Source organism: Ruegeria sp., from assembly GCF_028066395.1.
Lineage (GTDB): Bacteria > Pseudomonadota > Alphaproteobacteria > Rhodobacterales > Rhodobacteraceae > Ruegeria.
Genome location: NZ_JALCBM010000049.1, coordinates 1 through 4,527, shown reverse-complemented (window position 1 = coordinate 4,527; position 4,527 = coordinate 1). Strand labels below are relative to the sequence as shown.

Annotated in this window: 6 protein-coding genes; 5 read left to right on the top strand and 1 reads right to left on the bottom strand. The window is 59.4% G+C overall.

Going from position 1 to position 4,527, the window contains the following annotated elements; all coding sequences use genetic code 11:
* Positions 1 to 122: 122 nt before the first annotated feature.
* Genes rapZ through MPJ51_RS14955 form a run of 4 tightly spaced genes read left to right on the top strand, consistent with a single transcriptional unit; the run spans position 123 to position 2,622 of the window.
* Positions 123 to 1,004, top strand: a complete 882-nt coding sequence (gene rapZ, locus MPJ51_RS14970) for an RNase adapter RapZ (protein WP_298388380.1) — start codon at positions 123 to 125, stop codon at positions 1,002 to 1,004.
* Entirely contained in the window at positions 1,001 to 1,393 is a 393-nt protein-coding gene (locus tag MPJ51_RS14965) for a PTS fructose transporter subunit IIA (RefSeq protein ID WP_298388378.1), read from the top strand. Before rapZ ends, MPJ51_RS14965 begins: the two co-directional genes overlap by 4 nt.
* Positions 1,394 to 1,409: 16 nt before the next feature.
* The gene (locus tag MPJ51_RS14960) at positions 1,410 to 1,679 is read left to right on the top strand and encodes an HPr family phosphocarrier protein (RefSeq protein ID WP_298388376.1); all 270 of its coding nucleotides are present in this window, start codon (positions 1,410 to 1,412) and stop codon (positions 1,677 to 1,679) included.
* A gap of 43 nt (positions 1,680 to 1,722) precedes the next feature.
* Positions 1,723 to 2,622, top strand: coding sequence for a lysophospholipid acyltransferase family protein (locus MPJ51_RS14955; protein ID WP_298388458.1), 900 nt, complete (start codon positions 1,723 to 1,725; stop codon positions 2,620 to 2,622).
* A gap of 75 nt (positions 2,623 to 2,697) precedes the next feature.
* Here the strand turns inward: MPJ51_RS14955 and MPJ51_RS14950 are convergent, their stop codons facing one another.
* The gene (locus MPJ51_RS14950; protein ID WP_298388374.1) at positions 2,698 to 3,573 is read right to left on the bottom strand and encodes a 3-hydroxybutyryl-CoA dehydrogenase; all 876 of its coding nucleotides are present in this window, start codon (positions 3,571 to 3,573) and stop codon (positions 2,698 to 2,700) included.
* Positions 3,574 to 3,737: 164 nt separating this feature from the next.
* Here MPJ51_RS14950 and MPJ51_RS14945 point away from each other — a divergent pair.
* A partial coding sequence (locus MPJ51_RS14945) for a DUF6473 family protein (RefSeq protein ID WP_298388456.1) occupies positions 3,738 to 4,527 on the top strand: 790 nt, incomplete at its 3' end.

Here is a 4,527-nt window from a genome sequence, read left to right as displayed (position 1 = left end):
CAACACATTGATGTGCTGAGGCAAACTGTTCCCTTGCTTCGCGCCGCAGGCACACCCAATTTGGCCGCAGCTTTGATCCAACTGGTAAAAATGGGACGTGTAGACCCGCAATGGCCGAACACATGACATCGCAACGCCGCATCGTGCTGGTCACCGGCCCCTCGGGCGCGGGGCGCTCGACCGCGATCCATGTGCTTGAGGATTTGGGGTTCGAAGCCATCGACAACCTGCCCATGGGGTTGCTGTCGCGACTGCTGGACAGCCCCGACGACAACCGGCCCATGGCGCTGGGCATCGACGTGCGCAACCGCGATTTCTCGACCATCGGGTTCATCGAGCTGATCGAGAAACTGGGCCGGATGGCGGATGTCGATCTGACCACGCTGTATCTGGATTGCAGTGACGAGGTGCTGCTGCGCCGGTTTTCGGAAACCCGCAGGCGACACCCGGTGGCGGCCAATGCCAGCCCCGAAACCGGGGTGCGGCAGGAAAAGGAGCTGCTGCTGCCAATCCGCGAGGTTGCCGATACGCTGATCGACACGACCTCGCTGAACATCCACCAACTGCGTGCCGAGGTCGAACACTGGTTCGCCCCCAAGGACGGGCGGCATCTGGCGGTGTCCATCGAATCCTTTTCCTACAAACGCGGGTTGCCGCGCGGGCTGGACATGGTGTTTGACTGCCGGTTCCTGGCCAACCCCTATTGGCGCCCCGAATTGCGGGCCGAGGATGGTCGAAACCCGGATGTGGCGACCTATATCCAGTCAGATGCCAACTACGCGGCATTTTTCGACCGGGTGGTGGAGCTGTTGATCCAGCTGCTTCCCGCCTTCCGCGCCGAAGGCAAGGCCCATCTTTCGGTGGCTTTCGGATGTACCGGAGGGCAACACAGATCGGTCGCCATGGCCGAAGCGGTCGCAAAGGCCCTTGCGGAAGCAGGGCAGCAGGTGTCAATTAGGCACCGCGAAATGGAACGACGATCAGTGAATGAGAGGCCAGATTGATCGGGATCGTAATAGTAGCCCATGGCGGGCTGGCGCAGGAGTATCTGGCCGCGACCCAGCACGTGGTTGGCAAACAACCCGGGCTGATCGCAATCCCGATCGAGGCCGACCACAACCGCGAGGAAAAGCAGGCCGAGATCTGCCGCGCCGCCGATGAGGTGGACCTGGGCGACGGTGTTGTCGTCGTCACCGACCTGTTTGGCGGCAGCCCATCGAATCTCAGCCTGCGGGCTTGCGCGCCGCAGGATCGACGGATTCTTTACGGGGCAAACCTGCCAATGCTGATCAAACTGGCCAAAAGCCGCCACCTGCCAGTGGCCGAAGCCGTGCGCCTGGCGTTGGAAGCGGGCCGCAAATACATCAACGCGCAGAATGTGACGCTGGATTAAAACCGGATATATTGAAATGACCACGCGAAGCTTGAAAATCATTAATGAAAAAGGACTTCACGCCCGCGCCTCGGCCAAACTGGTCGAGGTGGTCGAAGGCTTTGACGCTAGGGCAGAGGTGTCCAAGGACGGACTTTCTGCCTCGGGTGACAGCATCATGGGCCTTTTGATGTTGGCAGCGTCGCGCGGAACCACTATTGACGTCGAGACGTCTGGCCCGGATGCTGAGGCGTTGGCAGAGGCATTAGAGACCCTGGTGAACGACAAGTTCGGCGAAGGGTTCTGATACGGCACCTCAGCCGCACGTAATGGACGGGGATGACCAGGAATTGGCGGAAACCACGCACGATACCAAGACCGGACCGGTCGCGGATGACAGCCCCGATCAGGGCGAGGTCTATGATCGCAGAACCCTGACCTACGCGAACTCCTTCGACGACGCATGGACATCGACAGCGATCCGCGCCATCGAATGGTGTACCGGCAAGCTGACCATCCTGCGTATGGTCAACCGGTTCGAGAAGCAGAACGAACATTACCGCGGCCAGAAATTCTGGGGCGGTGCGCTGCGGATCATGGGGATCGACCTGACCACCCCGGCCGAACAGATCGCGCGCATTCCCAAGGATGGCCCGGTCATCGTTGTCGCCAACCATCCGCACGGTATGGTCGATGGCATGATCTTTGCCGAACTCATCGGCCGGGTCCGCAGCGATTATCGCATCCTGACCCGCTCGGTCCTGACCGGATTGGATGAGGCCGCAACCTCGTTCATGATCCCTGTGCCCTTCCCGCACGACCCCGAGGCGCAGACCAAGATGCTGGAAATGCGCGCCAAGACGATGGACCATCTGAAAGATGGTGGCGTTGTGGCGCTGTTTCCATCGGGTGTCGTGATGTCCTCGGATGACTGGTTCGGCCCGGCAATTGAACGGGAATGGAACGTCTTCACCGCCAAGATGATCCGCCGCTCGGGTGCCCGTGTGGTGCCGATCTTCTTCCCCGGAAGCAATTCGCGCTGGTATCAGATCGCCAACCGGATCTCACCGATCCTGCGTCAGGGCCTGTTGCTGCACGAAATTGTCCGCTCTTGCAACAGACCCCAGTCTCCGGTGATCGGAGACCCTATTTCCGAAGAAGACATGGCGCTTCTGGAGCGCGACCCCCGCGGCTTCATGGCATGGCTCAGGGATCACACGATGGCGCTGGGACAGGCAGACAAAACCTGATCCGTCTCTTCATCTGGCCAAAAATATCCCGGGGGTGAGCCCGGATAAAATCCGGGCGAGGGGGCTGGCCCCCTCCTACCGCGTCGGCACCGGCACCTCGCCCCGGTAATCATAAAATCCGCGCTCTGTCTTGCGTCCCAGCCACCCGGCCTCGACATATTTCGTCAACAGCGGGCAGGGGCGATACTTGGTATCGGCCAACCCGTCATGCAGCACGTTCATGATCGCCAGACAGGTGTCCAACCCAATGAAATCCGCCAGTTCCAGTGGCCCCATCGGATGATTGGCACCCAGCTTCATCGACTGGTCGATGGATTGCACATTCCCCACACCCTCATAAAGCGTGTAAACCGCCTCATTGATCATCGGCATCAGAATGCGGTTGACGATGAAGGCGGGGAAATCTTCGGCACTTGCGGCGGTCTTACCCAGCTTGTCCACCACGGCCTTGCAGGCACTGAACGTTTCCTCATCCGTGGCAATGCCGCGAATCAGTTCGACCAACTGCATCACCGGAACCGGGTTCATGAAGTGAAACCCCATGAAACGCTCGGGTCGGTCGGTCCGGCTGGCCAGCCGCGTGATCGAGATCGAGGACGTATTCGACGTCAGAATCGTATGAGGCTGCAAATGCGGCAGCAGGTCTTCAAAGATCGCCTGCTTGACCGTCTCCCGTTCTGTGGCCGCTTCGATCACCAGATCGGTTTTGCCCAGATCGGGCAGTTGCAGCGTTGTGGTGATCCGGTCCAGGGCCGTTTGCACATCATTGTCCGCGATCTTGCCGCGTGTTGCCTGACGCTCCAGATTTGCCTGGATCGTCGCCATGGCACCGTTCAGCGCCTCCTGACTGATGTCGTTCAGCAGCACATCATATTCCGCCAACGCCAGAACGTGGGCGATCCCGTTGCCCATCTGGCCCGCGCCAATCACTCCGACTGATTTTACGTCCATTTCCCGGTGCCCCTGTTCGCAGAATACAGCGACATTATCGGCAGTTCAGCCCCGGCGGCAAGGGTATCGGGTCGGCCAAATTCGCTTCAAATGCGCGCATTAACGAATCTGCAAGACCTGCGGCTGCAAGATGGCAACCGGGTGATGAAAACTGGGTGAGTGATATGAGCTACCAACCAATGGGTGCGGGTGGTCCCGCAGATGCTATCTGCCACTACGGCACATCGAAACTGGCGTTCCGGGGCCCTCAAAGGGCTTTGGATAAGCCATATGTGGCCTGCATCGGCGCGGATGAAACCTTCGGCCGCTTCGTGGAACGGCCATTTCCAGCGGTGTTGGAGCAGCAACTGAACAGGCGCTGCATCAATCTGGGCGGCCTGTTCTGTGGGGCCGAGGCTCTGTGTGGCGATCCGATACTGCAAGAGCTTGCCAACAAAGCTGAGCTTTGCATTTTTCAGGTTCCGGGCGTTCTGGGTCAAACGAACAGGTTTTACCACGTCCATCCTCGTCGGAACGACCGGTTCCTGTGCCCGACACCGAACCTGATGGCGCTCTATCCCGAAGTGGATTTCACCGATATCCATTTTGTGCGCCACCTGGTGGCCCGGTTGAAAGGATGCAGAGACACGCGGTTTGACTTGGTCGCCGAGGAACTCCGGAAAAACTGGCAGGGTAAGGTTCTGAATTTTCTCAGGACGGTTTCAACGCCGGTCGTTCTGCTTTGGCTTGACGTCGATCTTGGGATTGTCGGTTGCGCCGACAAATCTACCTGTAATCCCGTGCCGGTTCAGCCATCAATGCTACGGGTTTTGGAAGCGTATAGCGCCGGTAGCATTGCTCTGCATGTGCAGGTGTCGGGTGCGTCTGATGAGCTGGAGGACATGTTGTTCGGCACTTTGCAGCAACCGATGGCGGAACGCATGATCGGACCGGCGACCCATCGCAGGATCGCCG